The organism is Streptomyces coeruleorubidus, assembly GCF_028885415.1.
Classification (GTDB): Bacteria; Actinomycetota; Actinomycetes; order Streptomycetales; family Streptomycetaceae; genus Streptomyces; species Streptomyces coeruleorubidus_A.
The window spans coordinates 7241245-7267662 of sequence record NZ_CP118527.1 but is presented as its reverse complement, the minus strand read 5'-3'; the positions used below and the strand labels follow the sequence as shown (position 1 = coordinate 7267662).

25 protein-coding genes and 3 pseudogenes are annotated in these 26418 nt (G+C 71.3%); 21 read left to right on the top strand and 7 right to left on the bottom strand.

What is annotated here, in order from left to right:
* Positions 1-63 precede the first annotated feature (63 nt).
* The gene (locus PV963_RS33815) at positions 64-336 is read left to right on the top strand and encodes a hypothetical protein (RefSeq protein ID WP_274820269.1); all 273 of its coding nucleotides are present in this window, start codon (positions 64-66) and stop codon (positions 334-336) included.
* Between the two features lie 26 nt (positions 337-362).
* Positions 363-734 (top strand): antitoxin, encoded by a 372-nt coding sequence (locus PV963_RS33810; protein WP_274820268.1) that lies wholly within the window; start codon positions 363-365, stop codon positions 732-734.
* 136 nt (positions 735-870) lie between these two features.
* Here PV963_RS33810 and PV963_RS33805 read toward each other — a convergent pair whose 3' ends face one another.
* Entirely contained in the window at positions 871-1584 is a 714-nt protein-coding gene (locus PV963_RS33805; RefSeq protein ID WP_274820267.1) for a class III extradiol dioxygenase subunit B-like domain-containing protein, read from the bottom strand.
* A gap of 348 nt (positions 1585-1932) precedes the next feature.
* The gene (gene miaB, locus PV963_RS33800) at positions 1933-3468 is read right to left on the bottom strand and encodes a tRNA (N6-isopentenyl adenosine(37)-C2)-methylthiotransferase MiaB (protein WP_274820266.1); all 1536 of its coding nucleotides are present in this window, start codon (positions 3466-3468) and stop codon (positions 1933-1935) included.
* A gap of 205 nt (positions 3469-3673) precedes the next feature.
* On the opposite strand from miaB, the gene PV963_RS33795 reads away from it, so the two are divergent.
* The 8 genes and pseudogenes from PV963_RS33795 to PV963_RS33760 all read left to right on the top strand — a co-directional run.
* Positions 3674-7432: a helix-turn-helix domain-containing protein gene (locus PV963_RS33795; RefSeq protein WP_274820265.1), complete on the top strand. Its 3759-nt coding sequence runs from the start codon at positions 3674-3676 to the stop codon at positions 7430-7432.
* Between the two features lie 196 nt (positions 7433-7628).
* Positions 7629-9059: a polysaccharide deacetylase family protein gene (locus tag PV963_RS33790; RefSeq protein WP_274820264.1), complete on the top strand. Its 1431-nt coding sequence runs from the start codon at positions 7629-7631 to the stop codon at positions 9057-9059.
* A 155-nt stretch (positions 9060-9214) separates the two neighbouring features.
* A complete protein-coding gene (locus PV963_RS33785; protein ID WP_274820263.1) occupies positions 9215-9955 on the top strand; it encodes an SCO4225 family membrane protein in 741 nt (246 codons plus the stop codon).
* Between the two features lie 162 nt (positions 9956-10117).
* Entirely contained in the window at positions 10118-10276 is a 159-nt protein-coding gene (locus PV963_RS33780; protein ID WP_274822318.1) for a hypothetical protein, read from the top strand.
* Between the two features lie 4 nt (positions 10277-10280).
* A pseudogene (locus PV963_RS33775) lies at positions 10281-10574 on the top strand (NAD(P)-binding domain-containing protein); the annotation flags it as partial.
* 121 nt (positions 10575-10695) lie between these two features.
* Positions 10696-11065, top strand: a pseudogene (locus tag PV963_RS33770) (DUF3533 domain-containing protein); the annotation flags it as partial.
* A gap of 71 nt (positions 11066-11136) precedes the next feature.
* Entirely contained in the window at positions 11137-11706 is a 570-nt protein-coding gene (locus PV963_RS33765; RefSeq protein WP_274820261.1) for a TetR/AcrR family transcriptional regulator, read from the top strand.
* A 75-nt stretch (positions 11707-11781) separates the two neighbouring features.
* Positions 11782-11994 (top strand): annotated as a pseudogene (locus PV963_RS33760) (SDR family NAD(P)-dependent oxidoreductase); the annotation flags it as partial.
* Positions 11995-12058: 64 nt separating this feature from the next.
* On the opposite strand, the gene PV963_RS33755 reads toward PV963_RS33760, so the two are convergent.
* Complete coding sequence (locus PV963_RS33755; RefSeq protein ID WP_274820260.1) at positions 12059-12751, bottom strand: response regulator; 693 nt, start codon at positions 12749-12751, stop codon at positions 12059-12061.
* Positions 12751-13794: a sensor histidine kinase gene (locus tag PV963_RS33750; protein ID WP_274820259.1), complete on the bottom strand. Its 1044-nt coding sequence runs from the start codon at positions 13792-13794 to the stop codon at positions 12751-12753. Before PV963_RS33750 ends, PV963_RS33755 begins: the two co-directional genes overlap by 1 nt.
* Before the next feature lie 144 nt (positions 13795-13938).
* Here PV963_RS33750 and PV963_RS33745 point away from each other — a divergent pair, with 144 nt between their 5' ends.
* Both PV963_RS33745 and PV963_RS33740 read left to right on the top strand, forming a co-directional pair.
* Positions 13939-14424, top strand: a complete 486-nt coding sequence (locus PV963_RS33745; protein ID WP_274820257.1) for a cation:proton antiporter regulatory subunit — start codon at positions 13939-13941, stop codon at positions 14422-14424.
* A gap of 4 nt (positions 14425-14428) precedes the next feature.
* Complete coding sequence (locus tag PV963_RS33740; RefSeq protein ID WP_274820255.1) at positions 14429-15652, top strand: cation:proton antiporter; 1224 nt, start codon at positions 14429-14431, stop codon at positions 15650-15652.
* Positions 15653-15880: 228 nt separating this feature from the next.
* Here PV963_RS33740 and PV963_RS33735 read toward each other — a convergent pair whose 3' ends face one another.
* On the bottom strand, positions 15881-16288 hold the full coding sequence (locus PV963_RS33735) for a MazG nucleotide pyrophosphohydrolase domain-containing protein (RefSeq protein WP_274820253.1): 408 nt from the start codon (positions 16286-16288) through the stop codon (positions 15881-15883).
* A gap of 107 nt (positions 16289-16395) precedes the next feature.
* On the opposite strand from PV963_RS33735, the gene PV963_RS33730 reads away from it, so the two are divergent.
* On the top strand, positions 16396-17397 hold the full coding sequence (locus PV963_RS33730; RefSeq protein ID WP_274820251.1) for a TAXI family TRAP transporter solute-binding subunit: 1002 nt from the start codon (positions 16396-16398) through the stop codon (positions 17395-17397).
* A gap of 27 nt (positions 17398-17424) precedes the next feature.
* Here the strand turns inward: PV963_RS33730 and PV963_RS33725 are convergent, their stop codons facing one another.
* Entirely contained in the window at positions 17425-18828 is a 1404-nt protein-coding gene (locus PV963_RS33725) for a sensor histidine kinase (RefSeq protein WP_274820250.1), read from the bottom strand.
* Positions 18829-18837: 9 nt separating this feature from the next.
* Complete coding sequence (locus PV963_RS33720) at positions 18838-19524, bottom strand: response regulator transcription factor (protein WP_010034790.1); 687 nt, start codon at positions 19522-19524, stop codon at positions 18838-18840.
* Between the two features lie 291 nt (positions 19525-19815).
* Between PV963_RS33720 and PV963_RS33715 the strand changes: the two genes are divergently transcribed.
* The 8 genes from PV963_RS33715 to PV963_RS33685 all read left to right on the top strand — a co-directional run bounded on the left by PV963_RS33715 (position 19816) and on the right by PV963_RS33685 (position 26402).
* Entirely contained in the window at positions 19816-20592 is a 777-nt protein-coding gene (locus PV963_RS33715) for an amino acid ABC transporter ATP-binding protein (RefSeq protein ID WP_086600642.1), read from the top strand.
* Between the two features lie 75 nt (positions 20593-20667).
* Positions 20668-21513 (top strand): glutamate ABC transporter substrate-binding protein, encoded by an 846-nt coding sequence (locus PV963_RS33710; RefSeq protein ID WP_274820246.1) that lies wholly within the window; start codon positions 20668-20670, stop codon positions 21511-21513.
* Positions 21514-21645: 132 nt separating this feature from the next.
* Positions 21646-22323 carry an amino acid ABC transporter permease gene (locus PV963_RS33705; RefSeq protein WP_274820245.1) on the top strand — a complete coding sequence of 226 codons (678 nt, stop codon included), beginning with the start codon at positions 21646-21648 and terminating at the stop codon, positions 22321-22323.
* A complete protein-coding gene (locus tag PV963_RS33700; protein WP_274820243.1) occupies positions 22320-23228 on the top strand; it encodes an amino acid ABC transporter permease in 909 nt (302 codons plus the stop codon). Before PV963_RS33705 ends, PV963_RS33700 begins: the two co-directional genes overlap by 4 nt.
* A 281-nt stretch (positions 23229-23509) precedes the next feature.
* On the top strand, positions 23510-25117 hold the full coding sequence (locus PV963_RS33695) for an FAD-dependent monooxygenase (RefSeq protein ID WP_274820241.1): 1608 nt from the start codon (positions 23510-23512) through the stop codon (positions 25115-25117).
* Complete coding sequence (locus PV963_RS44095; protein ID WP_425540968.1) at positions 25095-25298, top strand: putative leader peptide; 204 nt, start codon at positions 25095-25097, stop codon at positions 25296-25298. Before PV963_RS33695 ends, PV963_RS44095 begins: the two co-directional genes overlap by 23 nt.
* A gap of 100 nt (positions 25299-25398) precedes the next feature.
* A complete protein-coding gene (locus PV963_RS33690; protein ID WP_274820239.1) occupies positions 25399-25974 on the top strand; it encodes a cysteine dioxygenase in 576 nt (191 codons plus the stop codon).
* On the top strand, positions 25971-26402 hold the full coding sequence (locus tag PV963_RS33685) for a rhodanese-like domain-containing protein (RefSeq protein ID WP_274820237.1): 432 nt from the start codon (positions 25971-25973) through the stop codon (positions 26400-26402). Before PV963_RS33690 ends, PV963_RS33685 begins: the two co-directional genes overlap by 4 nt.
* Positions 26403-26418: the final 16 nt, after the last annotated feature.

Here is a 26418-nt window from a genome sequence, read left to right as displayed (position 1 = left end):
CGCGCAAACCGACGCACCGGGCGACGCGGGATTTCGCCCGCACGAGTAACGTATGGAGTGGATATGGGCGTTTTTGCACGACTTCTCCGGCGGTCCAAGGCCACGGAGGAGACGCCTGCTGCCGAGGCTCAGGCCGACAAGGCGACGGCCGGGACCGAGGCGGAGGAAACGGCGGGGGCAGAGGCAGCGGTGAAGGGGGCTGACGGACCAGCGGAAGCGGCCGAGCCGGCGGCTGAGGCGGCCGAGGCCACCGAGAGCGAAGGCGTCGACATCCCGAAGCAGCAGTCCACCGACAAGGCGGCCGACAACGAGGCCGGCGAGGGCGCCCGTACGTGACCGCCCCGCGCGAGGGAAGGTGAACCATGGGTCTCCTGGACAATGTGAAGGCCAAGCTGGGCCCGGCCAAGGGCAAGGTCTCGGACCTCGCGCAGCGGCACGAGGACAAGATCCAGCACGGCCTCGACAAGGCCGCGCAGGTCGTCGACAAGCGGACCAAGGGCAAGTACAGCGACAGGATCCGGTCGGGCACGGGCAAGGCCAAGGGCGCCATGGACCGACTCGCGCACCAGGGCGACAGCGGACCGGACGCGGGCGGCACGCCACCGCCGCCCGGCGCGGGCGGCACCACGCCGCCGGGTGCGGGTGGCACCACGCCGCCGGATACGGGCCGTGCGGCGCCGCCGCGGGACGCCGGAGGCACCCCGCCGCCGGACGCACCACCGCCCACTTCCTGAGCGCACATCGACGCAGAAGGTCCTGAACACACACCGGCACACCGAAGGACACATCGGCGGACGGCCGTGGAGCACGACGGCTCCCGGCCGTCCGCCGTTTCCCGTGCCCGCCGTCGGGGCCGCCCCGCCGCCGGGTCTACGCCCAGGTGGCCACGATGTATCCCACCCCGCACGGCGCGTCCTCGTACAGCAGTGATCCGCCGACGTCCACGCCCTCGGCCGCGCCTGCCAGGACCTGCCAGGGGGCCCGGCCGGAAGCCTTCAGGTCGTGCGCCAGTCCTGTGTCCAGCGTCATGAGCGCGGCCACGTCCGCCGTGCCGAGTGCGCGTGCGACCTCCGCGTCGAAGGGCGCCGCGCGTTCGTCCAGATATCCCGGGGCCTTGAGCGTCCGGCAGGCGCTGGCGTCACCCATCACCAACAGCGCGACCCGCTCGGCCGCTGCTGCGAGGTCCCGCCCGATCCGGGCACACCGCTCGGGCGCGAGCCGGTCCCCCACGCCGAGTCCCTCGACCGGGGCGTCGGACCAACCTGTCCGCTCCAGCAGCCAGGCGGCCACCGCCAGCGAGTACGGCAGCCGTTGTTCCGTGGGCATGCCCTCGTCCGGTCCCAGCCGTACGTCGAGATCGACGCCGAACCCGCGGAACGAGCCCCGCGTGCCCTCCGGGTACGTCTCGGGCCCGGCGCTCTCCACCGGCCCGACGACCACGAGCCGACCGGGCCGGGCCGCGGCGAGCACGCCCAGCGCGTCGCTGCAGGCGGCCCGCGCGGCGTCCAGCTCCGGGGCGGCGCCCGCGGCGACGTCGGGCACCAGGAGGGGCGGGCAGGGGCAGACAGCGGCGGCGACAAGCATGATCGGCAGGGTAACCCTCGAGGGCCGCCCGCACGCAGGTGGCGGCCCCGGCCTCGTGCTCGCCGCAGGCGCCGGACGCAGCCCGGCCCGGCACGAAGGCAGCAGGTCACAAGTCCGGCCGGACACAGGACGCCGGCCCGGCAGCACACGGGCCGAGTGCCCCAGCCCCGGACCGACTCCGCCCCAGCGGGGACTCAGCCGCCGCCGGAGGCAACCACGGCCCTGAGCCAACCGGCAGCCAGGCCCCAGTCGCGTCATTTCACCGGCCGCGGCCGCACTTCGGCTCAGGCGCAATCAGCACCGGCCGCGGCCCGGCCCAGCCGCACTCAGCCCCAACCCCAGCCCGGCTCAGTCGCAGCCGCAGCCCGTCGTCGCCACCGGCAGCGGCTCGGGGACACCGATCTTCGGCAGGCCCAGGAGCACGCCGGCCGACTGGGCCTGCTTGCCCGCCTTCTCGGCGTCGCGCTTCTCCCAGGCGTCGCCCGCGCGCGTGCGGCGCACGTCCAGCACGGGGCCCTCGGCGAGGAGGTGGTGCGGGGCGGCGTAGGTGATCTCGACCGTGACCACGTCGCCGGGGCGGACCTCCTGGTCCGGCTTGGTGAAGTGGACCAGGCGGTTGTCGGGGGCGCGGCCGGACAGGCGGTGGGTGGTGTCGTCCTTGCGGCCCTCGCCCTCGGCGACCATCAGCTCCAGCGTGCGGCCGACCTGCTTCTTGTTCTCCTCCCAGGAGATCTCCTCCTGGAGGGCGACCAGACGCTCGTAGCGCTCCTGGACGACCTTCTTGGGGATCTGGCCGTCCATCTCGGCGGCCGGGGTGCCCGGGCGCTTGGAGTACTGGAAGGTGAAGGCCTGGGCGAAACGGGCCTCGCGCACCACGTGCAGCGTCTGCTCGAAGTCCTCCTCGGTCTCGCCGGGGAAGCCCACGATGATGTCCGTGCTGATCGCCGCGTGCGGGATGGCCGCCCGGACCTTCTCGATGATCCCGAGGTAGCGCTCCTGGCGGTAGGAGCGGCGCATGGCCTTCAGGACCGTGTCCGAGCCGGACTGGAGCGGCATGTGCAGCTGCGGCATCACGTTCGGCGTCTCGGCCATGGCGGCGATGACGTCGTCGGTGAAGTCGCGCGGGTGCGGGGAGGTGAAGCGGACGCGCTCCAGGCCCTCGATCTTCCCGCAGGCGCGCAGCAGCTTGCTGAAGGCCTCGCGGTCGCCGATGTCGGAGCCGTACGCGTTGACGTTCTGCCCGAGCAGCGTGATCTCGGAGACCCCCTCGGCGACCAGGGTCTCGATCTCGGCGAGGATGTCGCCGGCGCGGCGGTCCTTCTCCTTGCCGCGCAGGGCCGGGACGATGCAGAAGGTGCAGGTGTTGTTGCAGCCCACGGAGATGGAGACCCAGGCCGCGTACGCGCTCTCGCGCCGCGTCGGCAGTGTGGAGGGGAACGCCTCAAGCGACTCGGCGATCTCGACCTGCGCCTCCTCCTGCACGCGTGCGCGTTCCAGCAGGACCGGCAGCTTGCCGATGTTGTGCGTGCCGAAGACGACGTCCACCCAGGGCGCCTTCTTCACGATGGTGTCGCGGTCCTTCTGTGCCAGACAGCCGCCGACCGCGATCTGCATGCCGGGGTGGGCGGCCTTCTTGGGCGCCAGGTGGCCGAGGTTGCCGTAGAGCTTGTTGTCGGCGTTCTCACGCACGGCGCAGGTGTTGAAGACGACGACGTCGGCGTCGTCGGCTCCTTCGGGGGCGCGCACGTAACCCGCGTCCTCCAGCAGACCGGCCAATCGCTCGGAGTCGTGAACGTTCATCTGACACCCGTAGGTGCGGATCTCGTAGCTTCGGGTAACGCCCACTTCGTCCACTGCTCCGGCCCGGTCACTGCTGCTGGTCATGCCTCAAGGGTAAGGGCGCGCCGGCAGCGCCCACTCCAGACCGGGCTTGGGGTCACCGTGCACAGCGCGGCGAGCGGCAAGCCCCACCTGACCATGACCAACCCGAGGAAGCCCGGCGCACGCGGTGAACCCGGATTGCCTGCGGACGGGTGAAAACGTAGGTTGAGCTCCGTTTTCTTGTTCGAGGGTCGAAAGGTGCCACCAGGTGGGTCGACGCGAGAAACCGGTGGACCCCAGCGCCGGTCCGGTGCAGCGCCTCGCGCACGATCTGCGGCTGCTGAGGGAGAAGGCCGGGAAACCGCCGTACCGGGAGATGGCCGAGCGGGCGGGCTACTCCACGACCGCGCTGTCGCAGGCCGCGGCCGGCGACCAGCTGCCGACACTCGCGGTGGTGCGCGCGTACGCGGAGGCGCTCGACGCCGACGCGGACGAGTGGGAGGCCCGCTGGCGGGAGGCGGACGCCGAGCTCCGTGCTCCCGCGGCCGACGAGCGGGCTCCGTACCGTGGGCTGGCCCGCTTCGAACCGGACGACAGCGACCTGTTCTTCGGCCGGGAGGCACTGGCCCGCGAACTCCTGAACCTGGCGCGCGCGCACCGCTTCGCGGCGGTGTTCGGGCCCTCCGGCAGCGGGAAGTCCTCACTGATCCGGGCCGGCCTCATCCCGCTGCTGCGGGCGGGCGGGGGCGCCGACCGGCCGGCGGTGGTCCGGGTCCTCACGCCCGGCGAACGGCCCGCCCACGCACACGGGCAGGCGCTCGTTCCCCGGGACGGTGAGCTGGACACCTGGGTGATCGTCGACCAGTTCGAGGAGCTGTTCACCCTCTGCCACGACCGCGAGGAGCGGGACCGTTTCCTGGATCTGCTGCTCGGCGCGCGGGAGCCGGAGAGCCGCCTGCGGGTGGTGGTCGCGGTGCGCGGCGACTTCTACGGCCACTGTGCCGAACACCGGGAGCTGGCGGAGGCGGTCAGTCACGCGAACCTGCTGGTCGGGCCGATGAGCGGGGAGGAGCTGCGGGAGGTCGTCACCGGTCCCGCCACTGCCGCGGGGCTCAACGTGGAGCGGGTGCTGACCGCGCGGATCATCGAGGAGGTCGGTGACCGGCCGGGCGCGCTGCCGATGCTCTCGCACGCCCTGCTGGAGACCTGGCGCCGTCGCCGGGGCCGCACGCTGACGCTGGCCACGTACGAGGAGACGGGCGGCGTGCGCGGGGCGATCGCCGCCACCGCCGAGCAGGTCTACGGCGAACTGGACCAGAGCCAGGCCCGTACGGCCCGGCGCATCCTGCTGCGGCTGATCGCCCCGGGGGACCGCACGGCCGACACGCGCCGCCCGGCGTCCCGTGCCGAGCTGGGACCGGGCGCGCTCGACGTCCTGGAACGACTGGCCGCCGCCCGCCTGGTCACCCTGGACGGCGACACCGTCGAACTCGCCCACGAGGCCCTGATCACCGGGTGGCCGCGGCTCGCCGGCTGGATCGAGGAGAGCCGGGAGCGGCTGCGCGCCCAGCGGGTCCTCGGCGAGGCCGCCCGGACCTGGGAGGAGCTGGACCGTGACCCCGGCGCGCTGTTGCGGGGGGCACGGCTGGATCGCGCCGAGGAGCTGTTCGGCAGGCAGCAGGAGAAACAACAGGAGAGCGAGGAGAACCAGAGAGAGGGGAACGACGACCTCACCCGGCTGGAGTGGGCCTTCCTGACCGCCTCGGCCGCGGCCCGTGACGCCGAGCGGGACGCCGGGACGCGCGCCGCCCGCCGCACACGGGCCCTCGCCATCGGTCTCTGCGTGTTCCTCGTGCTCGCGCTGACCGCGGGACTCGTCGCCTGGCAGCGCGACCGGGTGGGCGAGGAAGAGGCAGCGAAGGCCACCGCCCGCCGCCTGGCCACCGTCGCCGAGAGCCTGCGCGCCACCGACCCCCGTACCGCGTCCCTGCTCGGCGCCGCAGCGTGGCGGACCGCCCCGCTCACCGAGTCCCGCTCGGCCCTGCTGGGCTCGCTCGCCCAGCCGGAACGGGACGCCTTCACCGACCCGCAGACCGGCCAGAACGTCCGGCGCTTCCTCACCGACCAGGGCCGGACCCTGCTCAGGGCCGACGGCGGCCGCGTCACCGCCTGGAACGTGGCCGATCACCGCCGTACCGGCGCCTACCACCTGCCGAGCGACTCGGAGGCGACCGGCGTCGGCCCTGGTGGGCGGTTCCTCGTCGTGACCGGGTCGGCCAGCGACACCCTGTGGAACCTCCCCGAGGGGAGATCCGTCGCCGATCTGGGCGATGCAGAGCTCGGGGCGACCGCGCCCGGCGGAGACGCGTACCTCATCCAGCCGTTCGACAGGCCCGGGCAGGTGCAGGTCCGCCGGACGGAGAACGGCAAGGTCCTCTTCACCACCGGTGTCTCCCGCAGTCTCACCACGGCGGCCCTCGGCCGGGGCGGGCGTCTGGCCGCTCTCTGCCCTGCCGAGAGCCCGCCCCAGGTGTGGGACACCGTGCGCGGCAGGCAGGTGCCCGGCGCCTGGCAGAAGGCGGACAAGACCGTGTGCGGCACCGGCTCGGGAGCGGACGGCGGGGACCGCCTGCTGCGCCTCAGCGCGGACGGCAGGCGGCTGGCCTCGGTCCACGGGACGGCGGCCACCGTCTGGGACGTCGGCAGTGGGCGTGTCGTCGCCGACTTCGCCAGCGGCGGCACGACCGGGTTCGCCCAGGCCGACCTCTCGCCCGACGGGGAGTTCCTCGCCACCACCGACGACCAGGAGATCGCCGTATGGCAGCTGGCGTCGGGGGGCGGGCAGGTCTTCCACCGGCCGCTGGCCGGCGCGGAGGTCACAGGGCTGACGTGGACCCCGGACCACGGCCGCCGCATCCTGCGCTACCTCGACCGCGCCACCGTCCACACCCTCGACCTCACCGACCGCCTCGCCGCACACTGGCAGAGCACCCCGGCCGACGCCACGCTCCTCGCCCCCGACGGCACCACCCTCGCCACCGCCACCCGGTCGGGGGGCGGCTACCGCCTCGACCTGCGCTCCACCGGCACCGGCGCCGTCCTCGCCCGGAGCACGCTCGGCCCCTTGCCGAGCCTCACCGGCGACGAAACCCCGCTGCTTGCCTTCAGCCCGGACGGCCGGACGCTCGCCGTCGCCGACACCACCTCCTCGGGCGGCTCCCTGCGGCTGCGCTTCACGGTGTGGGACGTACGGGACCGCACGGTCCGTACGAGCTTCACCACCTCCGGAGCGGCCGACCGCCCCGTGTCCGCGCTCGCCCTGGGCGCCGACGGGCGCACACTGCTGGCCGCGCGCTCCGCGGGTGATGGCGAGGCGGCGGAGGTCTGGGACACCCGGACCCATCGCACGTCCCGAACCCTGCACGGCCTCTTCGGGCAGGGCGTGGCCGTGCGGCCGGACGGACGGCTCCTCGTCGGCTCCGCCGACCAGTACGCCGACCTGTCCTCCGGCAAGGTCACCGGGTGGGCGCTCGCCGACGGCCGTGAGGTCACCGCGCTCGCCTTCAGCCCCGACGGCACCCGGCTCGCCGTGGGCGACGTCACCGGGCACGTGACCCTCTGGGACGGCGACCTGCGGCACACCACGGGCGTCCTGACCGGCACCGCCGACACGGCCCCGAGCAGCCAGACCGAGGCCGTGGGCGCGCTGGCCTTCTCCTCCGACGGCGGCACCCTCGCCGTAGGGGGAGCCGACGGGACCCTCCGGCTGTGGGACACCGCCGGGCAGCGACTGCTCGGCGGCGACCTGCCCACGGCCGGGGACGAGATCCGCTCGCTCGCCTTCGGAGGGAACGACGGCATGCTCTACGCCACCAGCCCGAACGTGGTGCTGCAACGCCGCCCCATCGCCCCCGACGCGGCCGTCCGCGCCATCTGCGAACGCGCCGGGGGCGGACTCACCCGGGTGCAGTGGCGGCGGTACGTCCCCGACTCGCCGTACCGGCAGGTCTGCCCAGCAGCGCGCTGAACCCGCATAAAAGGGGACAGAGTACCGCCGGATCCGGCCCTGAAATTGTTCACGGTGCCCCCCGGGCTCGCTGAAAAACGCCCCTGACCAGAACGATCGGAGATCACAACGGCCGTCGGCGTCCCTCGGACGCGGCGGCCGGCCGGCGTCCGGTCCGCGACGCCCGGAAGGTCTCCTCTCCTCAGGTTCTGGTCACATGCGCTCTCACACCCTGCTCCCTGCCCTCCTGCTGCTCGGCTCGCTCACCTCGGCCTGTGCGCACGGCACGTCCGAACCGCCGGTCACGGCAGCCGACGGCGCCCGGCCCGGTTCGTCGCCGTCCCCGGCCCGGACGGTCGACCCGTCGAAGATCAAGGGCCTGGAGATCGTCAGCGACAGCAGCGAGAGCGGCTCCTGCCCGTTCGCGACCAGCTACCCGGACGTGCCGGGCGCGGAGGCGATGACGGCCGCGATGAAGAAGGACGTGGAGCGGCGCCTGGCTACCTTCCGCTCGGGGGGGTGCACGGGTTCGGGCGGCGCGGGCGGCCGCGAGCTCAACATCAGCCACCAGTTCCTGGTCGCCTCCGGCGACGTGCTCGGCGTCCGCCTCACCACCCTGGACCAGAGTGCGGCGGGCGACGGGCTGTCCGCCAGCACGTACTGGTACGACGGCAAGGCCGGCGCCTACCGCACGACACTCGGACTCGTCGCCGACGGCTCCCGGGACGCCTTCGTCGCCGCCTTGAAGGATCAGCTCAAGGACCGGGAGGGCGTGGATGCAGCCGCCCTGGACGACAAGTTCTCCGACCCGGACACCCGCGACGCCGCCCTGTACGACATGGCGTTCACCGCCGACGGCGGACTGCGGGTGCACTTCGACCGCGGCGACGTGGGAGTTCCGGCCGCCGGAGCCCAGACGGTGACCATCACCAAGAAGACGATCACGCCATGGCTGTCCGCGTTCGGCAAGCGCGCACAGCGGCAGACCGTGAGCCCCAGCCGTTCACTCGACCTGGGCGCGCCGCACATCCCCGCCCCGGCCGTCCCCACCCACACCGCCTCCGGCGACGACGACGCCGACTGCAAGAAGGTCAAGTGCATCGCCCTGACCTTCGACGACGGACCCGCCGTTCCCGAGACCTCGACCCTGCTGACCCACCTCGCCCAGTACAAGGCGCGCGTCACCTTCTTCGCCGTCGGCCAGAACGTCGCCGCCCACCCCGACCTCATCCGCGCCGAGGCGAAGGCCGGCCACGAGATCGGCAACCACTCCTGGAACCACCCCGACCTCACCCGGCTCAGCTCGCAGCAGGTCGCCTCCCAGCTGGGCCGCACCAGCGCCGCCATCAAGGCCGCCACCGGCAAGACCCCCACCCTCTTCCGCCCGCCCTACGGCGCCGTCAACCGCACCGTCAGGGCCGCCACCACCCTCTCGCCGGTGCTGTGGGACGTCGACACCGAGGACTGGAAGTACCGCGACCCCGCCAAGGTGGCCCGGACCGTCATCACCAAGGCTCAGCCCAACGATGTCGTCCTCCTGCACGACATCCACGCCACCTCGGTCGCGGCCGTCCCCGAGATCCTGCGCACCCTCACCGCCCGCGGCTACCACTTCGTCACGGTCAGCCACCTGCGCGCCACGCTGTGACGCCGAGGGTCGGGGCTGGGGGTGCCCCGGGCAGGAGCGCCCTGAGGACCAGCGGCCTCTGATCCTGCCTGCCGATGAGTACCCGTACTCATGCCCGAGCGCGCCCTCCGGTCCACCGTGGATCACCGACCCGGACGTACCCGAAGGGACCCTCGATGCCGAACGCCTCCCGCCCGCGCCGACTCCTTGCGTTTGCCACGGGCAACTGGCTCTCCAGGGGCTATCTGGCCGCGTTCGCCGCATCCGTCCTGGTCGTGCTCCTCTTCCCGGACAGCGGCTTCGCCCCCGACCCCCTGATGCTCACGGCACCTCTCTCCTTCCTGAGCGTGGCCCTCCCCTTCGGTCCCGGCACCGAGAGCGGCGGGGCGGCCGAGGTGCTCTCCACCGGCTTCTGGGCCGTATGGCTGCTCCTGTGCGCCCTCGTGAACGCCGCCGTGCTGGGCGCCCTCGCCGCGAGGTCCGCGACCCCCGCACCGGCCGGCGCGCATGAACCCACCCCGCGTGTCCCGGACCCCTGCGAACAGGAGGGAACGGACATGACGCGCTCTGCGCGCCTCCGCCCGCAAAGAATTCGGGCCCTTCTGACGCCCGCGGTGGACAACTGGCTCGCGCGCGGGTACCTCGCGGTGGTCGCGGCGGCGCTGGGGTTCTTCCTGTACGCCGTGTACCTGTCGCCGGACCCGGGGTTCGCAGGGATCTGGCCGCTCATGGCCACGGCGCCGCTCAGTATCCTCGCCTTCGCGGTGGCAACACCCGTCGAATGGGCCTCCTCGCTCGACTGGCTCAGTCCGTTGGTCTTCTCGGCCGGTGCCGCCTTGTCCGGGCTGTTCAACGCCGTACTGCTGGGCCTGCTCGCCCGCAGGCTTCGGACACGGGAGGCGCGCCCGGCCATCTGACGTGGCTGCTTCGAGTTGACCGGATGCTGCCCCCGCTTCAGCGTGAAGTGCGTACGGAGGCAGCCTCCGTTTTTGGTCGGGTCGCGAAAGGCGGGAGGGCCTACCTGGTGGCCCGCCAGGCGGACATCGCCCCGCTCGGCGACCCCTCCGAGGCGCCCGTCGGTGAAGAGCTACGACCGGTTCCTCGCGGCGATTTCCGTTGCCTGGATCAGCGGCACCGGCGCCACCGACGAGGAGTCACTCGGCCGTCTGCGCACGCTCGTCGAGAGCGGATACCGCGAGCGGGACGACGAGGCGTGGGCCACGGGCCGCTCCTCATAGTCGACTGCCGGGACACCCGGGGAGCCGACGTGCAGGGGCGATCGGGGGGAATCTGGCGCGCGAGCTCAGCGCGGCCGGTCACGACGTGCAGGTGGCGGACGCCCGGGGCCCCGAGGTCGTCCCGGCCGGCGTGCTGGAGTTCGGAACCCGGGCGGCGACGCCTGCCGCCGCCGTCCAGGACAAGGACGTGATCATCCTGTCCGTCCCCTTCCACCGGGTCCCGGAACTGGCCGGTCAGCTCCCCTCCGTACCCGGCGAGACGGTGGTCGTCGACACCTCCGACTACTACCCGCACCTCAACGGGCGCATCGACGCGGTGAACAACGGACAGGTGGAGAGCCTGTGGATCACCGAGCAGCTGGGACGGCCCGTGGTCAAGGCGTGGAGCGCCGCCCTGGCCGGCACCCAGCAGACCAACGGTCGGCCTCATGGGGATGGACGCCGCCCATCTGCCGCTGCTGTGGCTGTACTCGGTGTGCGCCATCGCGGTCTGCGGCATCGGTGCGCTCGCCCTCCTCGCGGTCTTCGGCACGCCCGGCATGCTGGTGGTCACGCTGGTCTTCATCGGGATGGCGGTGCCGACGGCCGGCGCCACCACCCCCATCGAGGCGCTGCCCGGCTTCTACCGCTTCCTCGCGGAGTCGCCTGACCCGGGGCTGGGTGATGATGGCCGTCGGCCTCGCGGTGGCCGCGATGTTCGGCTTCGGCATGACCGGTTGGTACGACCGCAGGGGGTTGCATCGCATCCCGGTCGAGACGAAACCCGGGAAAACCGCCGCCCCGGCATAGCGGAAACCGCCCCCGCACACCCTGAAAACCGATCGGTTTTCATTTTGTCCGCATCGAGTTAATCTCGCAGCATGACGACAGAAGTGAAGCCGAGCACCAGAGAGCGGCTGCTGGAGGCCGCGGCCACGCTCACCTACCGGGACGGTGTCGGCATCGGCGTCGAGGCGCTGTGCAAGGCGGCGGGGGTGTCGAAGCGCTCCCTGTACCAGCTGTTCGAGAGCAAGGACGAACTGCTGGCGGTGAGCCTGGAGGAGCGTGCCTCCGCCTTCGTGGCGACCCTCCTGCCCGCGGCGGACGACGCACGGTCACCCCGCGAGCGGATCCTGCACGTCTTCGAGCAGGTGGAGTCGCAGTCGGGTGCGCCGGAGTTCCGAGGCTGCCGGTACCTGGCTGTGCAGATCGAGCTGAAGGATCAGAACCACCCCGCGAGCCGGGTGGCCCACCGGATCAAGGCGAGCCTGACGGAGTTCTTCCGTTCCGAGGCCGAACAGGGCGGGGCGGGCAACCCCGACCTGCTGGCCCGGCAGCTCAGCTTGGTCTTCGACGGCGCCAGTGCCCGTGCGGGGATCGGAGCCGACAAGCTGACAGGGCTCATCGCGCCCACCGTGACCACCCTGCTCGATGCGGCGGGCATGCGCTGACACATCCCTCACAGGCGTTCGCCACGGCCTGGAGGGCTTGATCGGTTTACTGTGGGTGAAACCGATCGGTTTCCGGTGACGCACCCCGATGCCGTTCCGCTGGCGCTCGACGTCACCGACCCGGCATCCGTGGCAGCCGCCGCCAAGCGGGCCCAGGACGTCACCATCCTGATCAACAACGCCGGCGCCTCGTACCTCGACTCCCCGATGGACGACGTGCGCAGGGATCTGGAGACCAACTTCTACGGGCCGCTGCTGGTCACCCGGGCCTTCGCGCCGGTCATCGAGAGCTGCGCGCCGCGCTGGAGGCAGCGCAGCGCGTGAAGGCGGCCGAACGCACCTTCTGAGAGGCTCACGCCTCTATGAGACCGGCGCGGATCGCGTACCTGGTCAGCTCCAGACGGTCGCGCATGCCGAGCTTCTGCAGGAGATTGGCGCGGTGGCGTTCGACCGTCTTGGCGCTGATGAAGAGGAGTTCGCCGATCTCCTTCGAGGTGTGGCCCTCGGCGACCAGCTTGAGGATCTCCTCCTCGCGTTCGGTGATGGCCCGTTCCGGCAGGCCGTCGCCCCGGTGCAGCCGCTCCAGGTAGGAGCGGACGAGGGCCCGCTCGGCGCCCGGGTAGATGAACGGCTCGTCGCGCACGGCCGCCCGGCAGGCCTCGACCAGGTCGCGGTCGGCGACGGACTTGAGGACGTAACCGCTGGCTCCGGCCCTGAGCGCCTCGAAGAAGTACTCCTCGTTGTCGTACATCGTCAGGATCAGGATGTGCAGCGCGGGCAGGCGGCGGGAGAGTTCGCGAGCCGCTTGGAGGCCGGTCATGCGGGGCATGGCGACGTCCAGGACGGCCAGGTCGACGGCGGTGTCCAGGGCGCGGGCGACGGCTTCGGCCCCGTCCCCGGCCTCGGCCACGACCGTCAGGTCGGGCTCCCCGTCCAGGATGAGGCGCACTCCCCGGCGTACGAGGGTGTGGTCGTCGGCGAGCAGGACGCGGATCGGGGGCCGGGTGGTGGTCGACGGGCTTCCCGGCGTCACCGGTGTGGACATCAGCGTGCTCCTTCCGTCACCGGTATGCGCAGGCGTACGTCGGTGCCCCGGTCGGGGGCCGGTTCGAGGGTGAGGGCGGCGCCGATCAGGAGGGCACGTTCGCGCATGCCGGTGATGCCGGCGCCCTCCGGGACGTCGCCGAGGCCCGTGCCGTTGTCGCGTACGAGGAGTTCGACGCCGCCGGGGACGGGCCGGAGGCGGATTTCGGCACGATCGGCGCCGGCGTGCCGGGCGGTGTTGGTCAGACCTTCCTGGGCCACTCGGTAGACGACGAGTTCCGATTCCGGGGTCAGGGCGGGGAGGTCGCCGGTGACGTGGTGGCGCACGGTCAGCCCGTGGGTCGTGAACTCGGCGGCGAGTGAGCGCAGGGCGCTGGCCAGGCCGAGTTCCTCCAGGACGCCGGGGCGCAGCCGGCGGGCGATACGGCGGATCTCGTCCAGGCCGGCCCGGGTCGCCTCCTGCGCCTGGCCGACTTCCTCGCGCAGGTCCTCGGGCGCCCGGTCCGCCACGCGCTTGAGCTGGAGGAGGACGGCGGTCAGAGTCTGCCCGACTTCGTCGTGGAGCTCCCGGGCGATCCGGTGCCGTTCGCTCTCCTGTGCGGACAGCGCCCGGGCGGCGCCCGCGGCCCGCTCGGCCTCGAGCCGGTCGAGCATCGCGTTGTACGTCGTGATCAGCCCGGCCGTCTCCGCGGGTCCGGCGACCACCGGGCGGGAGCCCGGACGCAGCAGGTCCACGGTGGCCATCGCCCGGTCCAGCCGTTGCAGGGGCCCGAGGCCGAAGCGCAGCACGAACGCGTTGCCGGCGAGCAGCACCGCCAAGCCGCCGAGCAGGACGAGTGCCTCGCCCGCCAGGACGGGGGTCGACACGGTGACCGGGCCGAGCAGCAACGCGGTGGCCACGACCAGGCCCGCCGCGTTGAGCGAGAAGATCCGCCAGAACAACGACACGTTCCTGGATCCGCTCCTTCCGGCCTTCGCGTACGACACCGCCCCCGCCACCCTCTCCTTCGACCGGTCGCTGCGTATATCCGTCACGACACCCATGTCGTCACCGTACGGCCGGATGACAGCATGCGGACTTGACCCGTCCACAGATCGACACCGTTCACCGGACCGACAAGAGCCGGCCGCGCAACCAGAGCCGGCCGAACAACCAGAGCAAGAAGAAACGAAACAAGGGGAAGAAACGTGTCAGCTCCGCGCCTGAGGGCGACGCCGCTGCCGGGAATCGGGGTCCAGTACGACATGGAGACCCGGGAACACCGCCATCTGTCGGTGGTGGCGCACCGCGACGGCACCCGCACGGTGAACGTGTACCGGGCCGACGATCCCGACTCCTGCGCGCAGTCCCTGCGGCTGTCCAGCTCGGAGGCGGGGTCGCTGATCGACGCGCTGAAGCCGTCCCACCACAGTCCGAGTCTGCTGTACACCACGGACCTGGGGCTGGTCGCCGAGCGGATCGAGGTGGCCGCGACCTCGCGCTGGAACGGGCGGGTGCTGGGCGACACGCGGATGCGCACGGAGACCGGCGCGTCGGTCGTGGCGGTGCTGCGCCGGGCCGAGGCCATCCCGTCCCCCGCGCCGGACTTCCGGCTGGCGGGCGGTGACACGCTGATCGTCGTCGGCACCCGTGAGGGCGTCGACGCCGCCGCGACGATACTCGGTCGGGAGTGAGCCGGTGCACTCCGCGGTCCTGCTGATCGAGTTCGGTTCCATCATCCTCGGCCTCGGCCTGCTCGGCCGGTTCGCCGGCCGTTTCCGGCTGTCGCCGATACCGCTGTACCTCCTGGCCGGTCTGGCCTTCGGCGAGGGCGGTCTGCTGCCGCTCGGCGCGAGCGAGGAGTTCGTCGCCACCGGCGCCGAGATCGGCGTCATCCTGCTGCTGTTGATGCTGGGCCTGGAGTACACGGCGAGCGATCTGGTCTCCAATCTCAAGACCCACTACCCGTCCGGTCTGGTCGACTGCGCGCTCAACGCGCTGCCGGGGGCGGCGGTGGCACTGCTGCTCGGCTGGGGGCCGGTGGCCGCCGTCGTGCTGGCCGGTGTCACCTGGATCTCGTCGTCCGGCGTGATCGCGAAGGTGCTGGGCGATCTGGGCCGGGTCGGCAACCGGGAGACGCCGGTGATCCTCAGCGTGCTGGTGCTGGAGGATCTGGCGATGGCGGTGTACCTGCCCATCGTGACGGCACTGGTGGCGGGGGCCGGGCTGCTGGCCGGCAGTCTGACCCTGGCGATCGCGCTGGGCGCGGCGGGCCTCGTCCTGTTCCTGGCCCTGCGCTACGGCAGGGTCATCTCCCGCTTCGTCTCCAGCGACGACCCGGAGAAGCTGCTGCTGGTCGTGCTGGGTCTGACGATCCTGGTCGCGGGTGTGGCACAGCAGCTCCAGGTGTCGGCGGCGGTCGGGGCCTTCCTGGTGGGCATCGCGCTGTCGGGAGAGGTGGCGGAGGGTGCGCACACTCTCCTCAGCCCCCTGCGTGACCTGTTCGCGGCGGTCTTCTTCGTCTTCTTCGGACTGCACACCGACCCGTCCAGCATCCCGCCGGTTCTGCTGCCCGCCCTGGGTCTGGCCGTCGTCACCGCCCTGACGAAGATCGCCACCGGCTACTGGGCGGCGCGGCGGGCCGGGCTCTCCGTCAAGGGCCGCTGGCGGGCGGGCGGTGCGCTGGTGGCCCGGGGCGAGTTCTCGATCGTCATCGCCGGCCTGGCGGTCTCGGCGGGCATCGAACCGTCCCTGGGCCCCCTGGCCACGGCCTACGTCCTCATCCTGGTCGTCCTCGGCCCCCTCACCGCGCGCTACACGGAGCCCGTGGCGGCCTGGTGGAACCGACGCCGCGAGTCGCCCCCGGGTGCGGTGGAGACGACGCCCCGGGCCAAGGAGGCGGACGCGCCGGTGGCCGACTGAGGGGCGGCGGCCTGGCAGAGGTGCCGCCGTTCGGCCCGGGCCGCTGTCGGGTGCCACCGCCGACCCGGGCAGCCGCCAGGCGCCGGACGGGAGAGCCACCACCCACCCCATCTACCCGCCAGCCACCGACCCTCAGCAGCGCCTCATGCTGCCGCCGGACAGGAGACACCGCCCACCCCGGCACCCGTCTCGCGCCGGACCAGATGAGCCGCGGGCCGGAGCGGCGGCTCAGGCGTCGCCGGCCGGTTCCCACCCCTGCCTCCGCAGCACCCCCGGCACATCCGGTGCCTCGTAGTGCTCCCCCTTGAGCACCTTGCCGTCCTCACGGCGGGAGACGGAGCCGTCGGGACCGATCTTGGTCATGTTGGAGCGGTGGATCTCGGCCAGTACCGCGTCGAGGTCGATGCCGTGGACGAGGGCGGTGCCGTAGGCGACGTAGACGACGTCGGCGAGTTCGTGGGCGAGCCGGTCGAGCGGGCCCGTCACCGACACCTCGGCGACCTCCGCGGCCTCCTCGGCGAGGAGTTCGCCGCGGTGGGCGGCGAGTTCCGGGGACACCTCCGTCGGGGTACTGCGGGCGTCCAGGCCGAAGGCGAGGTGAAATTCACGGACCAGGTCTGCGGGCGAGGAGCTCATGGGGGCGACTGTAGTGGCCGCCACTGACACTCCCCTCGCCCGGTGGCCGGCCCACCCGTGAGCCCGCCCCTGGTCAGCGGGGCACCACGACTGGCAGGATCTCGCGCATGTCCAAGATGTTCCCGCCCATCGGCAGGCGCCGGGCCCTTCAGGGCGGCGCCGCCTCGCTCGTGGTCCTCGGGCTGCTGCTGTGGTGGCTGCGCCCCTGGACCGAGGAACCTCCGGGCGGGACGATCAGGTTCAGCACGGGCACGCAGGCGGGGGTCTACCACGAGTACGGCGAACTCCTGCGCACCGAGATCGACAAGGACATGCCCGATCTGAAGGTGCGGTTGCTGACCAGTGCCGGTTCGCAGGAGAACGTCGCGGCCGTGGCGACGGGCAAGGCCGACTTCGCGATCGCCGCGGCCGACGCGGTCGCCACGTACAAGCTCGACAACAGCACGGGCGCCGACCGGCTGCGCGGTGTCGCGCGCCTGTACGACGACTACGCCCAGCTCGTCGTGCCACCGGACTCGGACATCCGCTCCGTCGCGGACCTGCGGGGCAAGCGCGTGGCCATAGGGCTGCCGAACTCCGGCGTACGGCTGATCGCGAACGGCGTGCTCAAGGCGGCCGGGATCGACCCGGAGAAGGACATCAAGCCGTCGTCGGACGGCATCGACACCGGACCCAAACGGCTGGGACACGGCCTCGACGCGTTCTTCTGGTCGGGCGGACTGCCCACGGACGGGCTCAGCCGGCTGGCCAAGAAGTCGGCGTCGGCCTTCCGCTTCGTGCCGATCGACGCCCGCCTCGTGGCCAAGCTGCACGACCAGGGTGGTGCCACGCGCTACTACCGCGCCACCAAGATGCCTGAATCGGCCTACCCCACCGTCCAGCGCGGCGACCCGGTCCCCACCCTGGCGGTGTCCAACCTCCTGGTCACGCGCAACGACATGGACCCCCGGCTCACCGAGTGGCTGACCCGTACGGTGATCGACAGCCGGGACGGCATCGGCGCGACCGTCCACTCCGCCCAGCTGGTCGACGTCCGCACGGCCATCTACACGGACCCGCTCAAGCTGCACGAGGGGGCCGGACGCTACTACCGGTCGGTCAAGCCATAGGGGGCGTCCGTCCCGCCCTCGACTTCGCTACGCCGGTCCGCCCCTGGGCACCGCCACCATCACCTTCAGCCCATGCGGCTCGTGATGGCCGTACGCGATCGAACCGCCGCCCGCCGCGAGCAGCGCCCGCGAGATGGACAGCCCGAGGCCCGAGCCCTTGATGTTCTGGTGGCGGCTGCTGCGCCAGAAGCGGTCGCCGATGCGGGCCAGTTCCTCGTCGGTGAGGCCGGGGCCCTCGTCGGTGACGACGACGGTGGAGGTGTCGCCGTTGGAGGCGACGGTCACCTCGACGGTCCGGCCCTCGGGCGTGAACTTCAACGCGTTGTCGATCACTCCGTCCAGCGCGCTGGACAGCGCCACCGGGTCGGCCCACGCGGTCGTCGGCGGGCAGTCGCCCACCAGGCGTACGCCCTTGGCCTCGGCGGTCGGCGACCAGGCCGCGACCCGTTCGGCGGCGAGCTCGCCGATGTCGGTGATCTTCAGATCGGCCTCGGTGTGCTCCGCCAGCGCCAGGTCGAGCAGATCGTCCAGGACCTGCGCCAGGCGCTTGCCCTCGGACTGGACCGAGGCGATCTCCTTGTTGCCCTCGGGCAGCTCGAAGGAGAGCAGCTCGATGCGCAGCAGCAGCGCCGCGAGTGGGTTGCGCAGCTGGTGCGAGGCATCGGCGACGAAGGCGCGTTGTTGTTCAAGCACGTCCTCGACGTTGTCCGCCATCTCGTTGAACGACCGGGCCAGACGCCTGAGTTCCGGCGGACCGCCGGCGGCGGCGACCCGGGACTTCAGCCGACCCGTGGCGATGTCGTGGGTGGTGGCGTCCAGCACCCGTACGGGCTTGAGCACCCAGCCGGTCAGCCGCAGGGCCGCTCCGACGGCCAGCAGCATCGCGGCGGACTCACCCGCGCCGATGACCAGCCAGCCGTGCAACGTGCGCGAGCGCAACTGCCCGGTGGGCGAGTCGGTGACGACGACCGCGACGACGTCACCGTCGCGGATGACCGGCGAGGCGACCACGAGGTTGCCCCGCTGCCAGGGCCACACCTGCCGCGGGTCATGGCTGCGGCGGCTGAGCAACGCCTCGTCGAATGCGTCCCGCACCTCGCCCTCCTCCGGCAGGGACCACCCGGCCGGTGCATGAGCCATGGCACTGCCGCTGCGGTAGAAGACACCGGCCCGGATGCCGTAGACCTTGTAGTAGCTGTCGAGTTCACTGCTGAGCGTGGCCAGGCGCTCGTTCTCGAACGCGCTGGCGGTCCCGGTGGGCGAGTCGGTGACGAACTGGGCGAGAGCCGCGAAGCGTGCCGTGTCGTCGATCCGGTCGACGACGACCTTCTGCTGCTGGGCACCGGCCAGGCTGACGGCCAGCGGGATGCCGAGCGCGAGCAGCACGGCCGCCATCAGGACGATCAGCAGCGGGAGCAGACGAGTGCGCACCCGGCCCCGCTACCCGGCAGGCGCGACGAGCCGGTAGCCGACTCCGCGTACGGTCTCGATGAGGGCCGGCATGCGCAGCTTGGCGCGCAGGGACGCGACGTGCACCTCCAGGGTGCGCCCGGTCCCCTCCCAACTGGTCCGCCACACCTCGCTGATGATCTGCTCCCGGCGGAAGACCACCCCGGGCCGCTGTGCGAGCAGGGCCAGCAGGTCGAACTCCTTGCGGGTCAGCTGGATCACGGTTCCGTCCACGCTGACCCGGCGCGTGGGCAGCTCGATGTGCACCGGGCCGAGGCGCAGCTCCGTCTCGATGCCGCTGGAGGTGTCCTCGTGGGAGGTGCGCCGGCTCACGGCGTGGATGCGGGCGAGCAGTTCCCCGGTGTCGTACGGCTTCACCACGTAGTCATCGGCGCCGAGATTGAGGCCGTGGATGCGGGAGCGCACGTCGGAGCGCGCGGTGACCATGATCACCGGCGTGCTGGTGCGCTTGCGGATCTTGCCGCAGACCTCGTAACCGTCCTGGTCGGGCAGGCCCAGGTCGAGCAGGACGACGCCGAAGCCGTCGACCTCGGGCACCAGTGCCTGAAGGGCCTCCTCGCCGCTGCGCGCGTGCGTGACGTCGAATCCGTGCCGTGCCAGGACCGCCGACAGAGCGGCGGCGACGTGGTTGTCGTCCTCGACGAGCAGCAGTCTCACCCGGGCCCCCTGCGGTTCACTGGCCGTACGATCTATCTGTGTACAAAAAACGCGTGCACGCGCGCGCGTGCACCTTGTGCAGTCACGCTGATGGATGAGGACGGCGTCAAGAGGGTTCCGGTTGCGGAGAGCTTCCGTTACCCGGCCGATATGAGCGCTGCTCATAAGTGCTACGACACGTGTCCGATTGCTATCGGATCGTGATGCTCAGATTCCCCTCAGATGTAATGACGCAGGTCGTAGAGGGTTACTACTGTCCTCCGAAACCGAGGAGGACGGAGCCTGAGAGCGATGACCGAAGTATCGGTGGCCAAGGAAGATGTGGCCGCGACCGGAGAACTGGTCGTCCTGAAGAGCGTCAACAAGCACTTCGGCGCGTTGCACGTACTCCAGGACATCGACCTGACGATCGCCCGCGGCGAAGTCGTCGTGGTCATCGGACCCTCCGGGTCCGGTAAGTCCACCCTGTGCCGCACCATCAACCGCCTGGAGACGATCGACTCCGGCACGATCGAGATCGACGGCAAGCCGCTGCCCGCCGAAGGCAAGGGACTCGCTCGGCTCCGGGCCGACGTCGGGATGGTCTTCCAGTCCTTCAACCTCTTCGCGCACAAGACCGTGCTCGAGAACGTGACGCTCGGCCAGGTCAAGGTCCGCAAGAAGGACAAGCAGGCGGCCGAGGAGCGGGCCCGGGCTCTGCTCGACCGGGTCGGCGTGGCCGCGCAGGCCGAGAAGTACCCGGCACAGCTCTCCGGCGGCCAGCAGCAGCGCGTCGCGATCGCGCGGGCGCTGGCCATGGAGCCGAAGGTCATGCTCTTCGACGAGCCGACCTCCGCGCTCGACCCCGAGATGATCAACGAGGTGCTGGAGGTCATGCAGCAGCTCGCCCGGGACGGCATGACCATGATCGTCGTCACCCATGAGATGGGTTTCGCACGATCGGCCGCAAACCGCGTGGTGTTCATGGCGGACGGCCGAATCGTCGAGGAGGCTGCGCCCGACCAGTTCTTCAGCAATCCGCGCAGCGACCGTGCCAAGGACTTCCTGTCGAAGATCCTGCATCACTAGGGCGCGCGTCGCGCCTGCGACGACCCGCGTCACCCGAAACGACGGTTTTTCTCTTCACGGCAAAGGATGTTCACCATGAAGCTCCGCAAGGTCTCCGCCGCGGCCGCCACCGCTCTCGTTCTCGCCCTGACCGCTACCGCGTGTGGTGGCGACAACGGCGGTGACTCCAACGGCTCCGGCTCCGGTGGCGGCGACAAGATCAAGATCGGCATCAAGTACGACCAGCCCGGTCTGGGCCTGAAGGAGCCCGACGGTTCCTTCTCCGGCTTCGACGTGGACGTGGCGACGTACGTGGCCAAGGAACTGGGCTACGAGCCCGACCAGATCGAGTGGGTCGAGACCAAGAGCGCCGACCGTGAGAACGCGCTGGCCCGCGGTGACGTGAAGATGATCGCGGCCACGTACTCGATCACCGACGAGCGCAAGCAGAAGGTCGACTTCGCCGGTCCGTACCTGCTGGCCCACCAGGACCTGCTGGTGAAGGCGGACTCGGACATCAAGGAGGGCACCGACCTCAACGGCAAGAAGCTGTGCTCGGTGACCGGCTCCACCTCGGCTCAGAACGTCAAGGACAAGATCGCGCCGAAGGCCCAGCTCCAGCAGCTCGGCGGCTACTCGGAGTGCATCGCGGGTCTGCAGAGCGACCAGCTCGACGCCCTGACCACGGACGACGCGATCCTCGCCGGCTTCGCGGCGCAGGAGCAGTACAAGGGGCAGTTCAAGCTCACCGGGCTCAAGCTGAGCAACGAGAACTACGGCATCGGTGTGAAGAAGGGCGACACCGAGACCGTGAACAAGATCAACGACGCGCTGGAGAAGATGGTCAGCGACGGCTCCTGGGACAAGGCCGTCAAGGAGAACTTCGGGCCGGCGAACTACAAGAACGAGAAGGCCCCGAAGATCGGCCAGATCGTCCAGTAACGCGGAACTCCGCCGACGCAGGATCCCCGCGATCACAGCGGGGATCCGCAGGCGCGCCGCCGCCCCTAGCTTCTCCGGCGGCGGCGCGGCACGTCCGCTGCCCAAGCCACACACCCGGAAGCGCGGGAGATCGTGTTCGACTTTCTATCTGACTATGACGACCCGACCCTGCTGGGTGCCTTCTGGGTCACGGTGCAGCTCACCGTCCTCTCGGCCATCGGATCCCTGATCTGGGGCACCTTGCTGGCGGCCATGCGGGTCAGCCCGGTTCCGCTGATGCGCGGGTTCGGCACCGCCTATGTGAACATCGTCCGGAACATCCCCCTCACCGTCATCATCGTCTTCACCTCGCTCGGCCTCGCCAACATCTTCGGCGTGACGATGGGCGCACCCGACGACTTCGAGGCCAAGGCATTCCGTTTGGCGGTCCTCGGCCTCGTCGCCTACACTGCGGCCTTCGTCTGCGAGGCGATCCGCTCCGGCATCAACACAGTGCCTGTCGGGCAGGCAGAGGCTGCCCGTGCCATCGGGCTGAGTTTCAGCCAGATCCTGCGGCTCGTGGTGCTGCCGCAGGCGTTCCGCTCGGTCGTCGGGCCGTTGGCCAACGTGCTGATCGCGCTGACCAAGAACACGACAGTGGCGGCCGCGATCGGCGTGGCCGAGGCCGCACTCCTGATGAAGGAAATGATTGAGAACGAGGCACAGACGGTGCTCATCGGCGCGATCTTCGCCTTCGGTTTCGTGGTACTGACCCTGCCCACCGGCCTGATCCTGGGCTGGCTGAGCAAGCGACTGGCGGTGAAGCGATGACGTCCGTCCTCTACGACGCCCCCGGCCCGCGGGCCAAGCGGCGCAACGTGCTCTTCTCAGTGGTCTTCTTCGTCCTGCTCGCCCTGCTGCTGTGGTGGGTTTGGCAGACGATGGACGACAAGGGCCAGCTGAAGTGGGCCCTGTGGAAGCCGTTCACCACATCTGAAGCGTGGACGACGTACCTGCTGCCGGGCCTGGCTGACACCCTGAAAGCCGCGGCCCTCTCCATGGTCATCGCCCTCCCGCTGGGCGCCGTCCTTGGCATCGCACGCATGTCCGACCATCGCTGGGTGCGCATCCCGGCCGGCGCGGTGGTCGAGTTCTTCCGGGCGATCCCGGTGCTGCTGCTGATGCTGTTCGCCAACGAGTTCTACGTTCGCTCCACGGGCATCCCCAGCGACGAGCGGCCCCTGTACGCGGTCGTCACCGGCCTGGTGCTCTACAACGCCTCGGTCCTCGCCGAGGTCGTCCGCGCCGGCATTCTGTCCCTGCCCAAGGGCCAGTCCGAGGCCGCCATGGCGATCGGCCTGCGCAAGAGCCAGACGATGACGACCATCCTGCTCCCCCAGGCCGTCACCGCCATGCTGCCCGCCATCGTCAGCCAGCTGGTCGTCATCGTGAAGGACACCGCGCTGGGCGGCGTGATGCTCGGTTTCACGGAATTGCTCAACACGCGCAGCACTCTCGCGGCCAACTACGCCAACGTCATCCCCAGCTTCATCGTCGTGGCGGTCATCTTCATCGTCCTGAACTTCATCCTCACGTCCTTCGCCTCCTGGCTGGAGGGCAGGCTGCGCCGCAGCAAGCGCAGCACAGGGGCTGTTCTCGGTGCCGATAAGGTCGACGACGTGAACGCGGCCGAGGTGGGCGGCACCTACGGCACCGGTGCCGGCGGCACTATCTGACGGCCCGACAACCGCTGTGACTGTGGCCCGCCGGGGATCCGGCGAGCCACAGTCGTGCCGAGCCCTGAGCGATCCGGCTGCGGCTCACCCTGATACCCCATCAAGTGACGAGCGTGTCTCCCGGCTACCCTTGGTGCGGCGGCATGATCGCCACCGGCCTCCGGTCACTTGACGCAAGCACCGGCAATGGGTTGCATACGTTCTGTGATCGTGCACCCTGCTCCAACTTCCTGTTCACCTACGTCTCTCAGGACAACACCACGGGCAGGGGGCGCCGCGCCGTGGACCCGGTGATCATTGTCGGAGCGGGGCCGGTCGGGCTCACGCTCGCCCTGGCGCTGGCGCGTCACGAGGTGCCGTGCGTCGTTCTCGACGAGGGCCCGGGCAAGGACGAACCCCGTGCGGCGCGCACCGTCGTCCTGCGCGAGGACACCGCCGCCCTCATGGAACGGCTGACCGGCGTGCCACTGTCACAGGCCGGCTCCCACTGGGCCGGATGGCGGTCGATGCGGCGCAAACAGGTGATGCGCGAGATCGTTTTCGACGGCACCGAGCCCGCTCCCCTGCACATCGCCCAGCACGTGCTGACCGACGCCCTGCGCGCGGCCCTTTCCGGTGAACGGCTCGTCAAAGTCGCGGTGGAGAGCCGCGTCGACGGCATCGAACAGGAGTCCTCGGGCGTCACGGCCCACACCCGCGGTCCCAAAGGCACCTGGTGGCGCGGCAGTTATGTGGTCGGCTGCGACGGCCCCCGCTCGACCGTGCGCAAACTCCAGGACATCCGCTTCCCGGGCCGTACGGCGGTGGAACGTCACGCCGTTGCCGCGCTGCGTACGGAACTGCCCTGGCACGACGAGGCGTTGCTGCACCGCATGCCGCCGTGGCGCATGTCGGGCCCCTCGGCCGGCGAGGTCACCGCGCGCCCGCTGCCGGACGGCGTGTGGCGTCTGGACTGGCTTCTGCCGCCCGGCAAGGACCTGGTCACACCCGAGCTGCTGCTGACCCGCATCCGGGAGACCCTGGCCGGCTGGGCGGGCGGCACGACCCCGCCGTACGACCTGCTGGACACCGGCGTCCACACGGTCCACCACCGCCTGGCCCGCCGCTGGCGCGCCGACCGCGTCTTCCTCGCCGGGGACGCGGCACACCTGCTGGGCGCACTGGGCACGCACGGACTGGACGAGGGCCTCAGGGACGCCGACAACCTCGCCTGGAAGCTGGCCCTGGCCTGGCACCACGGGCCGCACGAGGCGCTCCTCGACAGCTACCAGACCGAGCGCCGGGCGGTCGTCGCCGCCCGGCTGCGCGCCGCCGACCAGGCGCTGCCGCTGCTGCGCGGCGGCGGAGGCCTGCGCTCCTACGTCCCCGGCTCCTCCCGGGGCCACGACGCGCTCCTCACGGACGGTCACTTGGGGCACGGCCAGCTCGGCGCGCCGGGGGCGTACGCCGACTCGCCCCTCGCGCCCCGACACCTCGAGGGAGAGACCCCCGTCGACACACCGCCGGGAGCGCCGGTCACCGACGTGCGGGTCACCGCGGAGGACGGCACCTTCGTCCGGCTGCGGGACCGGCTCGGCCGCGGCGCGCTGCTGGTGCTGCTGATCGCGCCGGGCACGGGCGTGTGGGAGCGCAAGCACTGGGTCAGCGCCGGCATCATGCCCCGGCTCGCGGCCGCGGTCGCGGCACTGCCGCACCCCGCCGAGCTGCTGGTCGCCGAGAGCTATCCGGGCGCTGCCGCGCACACGGTGCTCCTGGTGCGCCCCGACGGGCACCTCGTCACCGCGCTGAGCGGAGTGCGCCCGGACGACCTGTACGCGGCGGCGGAGGCCACGGTGGGCGGACCGGCGAAGGCGCAGGCCGAGGCCGGTGCGTCGGCCGGCTCTCGCTGACGTCGATACCGAGGGTGCTGTGCTCGCTGTCACCGTGCGTCCGCATGGTGACAGTGAGTTGACCGGTCCGGGTGGTCATGGTGTACTCCGGTGCGTGACCGACACCTGTGTGCGCCTGTGGCGGAGGGTCCATATGGACCTCGTCCGCTATGCGGGCTGCGTGTGTCGCCCGTCCTGCTGACTTCGCATCACTCTTCCTCCGTGCGCGCGCCGCGCTCTGTCTGCCGCGGCCGACCCGTCTGACTCGCGAACCCTTCATCAGGACCTTCAGGACGGCACCCGTGTCTGTATCCCCTTCCCCATCCCCCGCTGTCTCCTCTTCCGGCTCTGCTTCCGGCTCCTCTTCGGTCTCCGCCGCCGTTTCGGCGCCCACTCAGGCCGACCTCTTCGACTTCGTGCGGCGTACGGCCGCCGACACCGAGCTGATCGCCTCCCTGCCGCTTGATCCGGAAGGCCGCACCTGGGTGCGGCTGGACGGGCCCGGCGGCAGCGAGGCCTGGCTGATCGGCTGGCCGCCCGGCACGGGCACCGGCTGGCACGACCACGCCGACTCCGTCGGCGCCTTCCTGACCGCGTCGGGCGAGCTCACGGAGTACTCGCTCGCCGCGCGGCTGCCCACCGACGGCTGGAAGACCCTGGAACTCACCGACGATGTCGACCGCGAACGCCGGCTGCCCTCCGGCCAGGGCCGCGCCTTCGGCCGGCACCACGTCCACGAGGTGCTCAACGAGTCCCCCGACCGGCACGCGATCTCCGTCCACGCCTACTACCCGCCCCTGCCGCAGATCCGCCGCTACAGCCGCAGCGGGCCGATCCTGCGGCTCGAGCAGGTGGAGCGACCGGAGGACTGGCAGTGAGCGCGACGCACGAGCGGGTGAGCGACGGTGGCGGTGGCGGTGTCCAACGTCCCGTCGGCGTCGACGAGTTGTTGGAACGCGTGCGTGCGGGCTACGAGCGGATCGAGCCGCGGGAGGCGTACGAGGCCGCCCGGGCCGGTGACGCACTGCTGGTGGACATCCGCTACGCGGCCCTGCGCGAACGGGACGGCCTGATCCCCGACGCCGTCGTCGTCGAGCGCAACGAACTGGAGTGGCGCCTCGACCCGCAGGGCAGCCACCGTCTCCCGGAGGCCACGAGCCACTCCCTGCGCGTCGTGGTGATCTGCAACGAGGGGTACGCCTCCAGCCTGGCGGTCCAGTCCCTGCACCAGCTCGGACTGCACCGGGCCACCGATCTGGTCGGCGGGTTCCAGGCTTGGCGGGCGGCGGGGCTTCCGGTGGTGTGACCGCGCGGCTCGACAG